The following is a 361-nucleotide window of genomic DNA, read 5'->3' as shown; positions in this document are numbered from 1 at the left end:
TTGATCTCGACTTGCCGCCGGGTTACTGCATCGTCCTCTTCGTGGGCGTGGCCGGTAGGCATGATGCCCGCGTTGTTGATCAGGATGTCGAGGGGTCCGAGTTCACGTTCGACCAGGTCCAGAAACGTTGTGAACGAGTCAGGTTCGGTGACGTCGAGTCGGGTGACGACCTTCACCCCGAGTTCGGCGGCGGCCTCCTTCGCACGTGCCTCGTCGATGTCGCCGATGGCGACCCGGTGGCCTCGTCGAATCAACTCCTTCGCTGTCTGATAGCCGATGCCGCGAGCTCCACCTGTGATCGCCACGGTCCTGGCGGGGGTGTGAGGTGCGTTGTTCATCATGCTGCGCTCCTTGCATAGAT

The 361-nt window shown here is 61.8% G+C and carries 1 protein-coding gene; it reads right to left on the bottom strand.

Annotation, left to right across the window (positions count from 1 at the left end; all coding sequences use genetic code 11):
* On the bottom strand, positions 1–341 hold a 341-nt coding region (locus MTX35_RS25460; protein ID WP_243597493.1), incomplete at its 3' end, for an SDR family NAD(P)-dependent oxidoreductase.
* Positions 342–361 lie beyond the last annotated feature (20 nt).

This window comes from Rhodococcus sp. ARC_M12, from assembly GCF_022810385.1.
In the GTDB taxonomy this organism is placed as follows: Bacteria; Actinomycetota; Actinomycetes; order Mycobacteriales; family Mycobacteriaceae; genus Rhodococcoides; species Rhodococcoides navarretei.
This window is presented reverse-complemented; position numbering and strand designations above follow the sequence as displayed.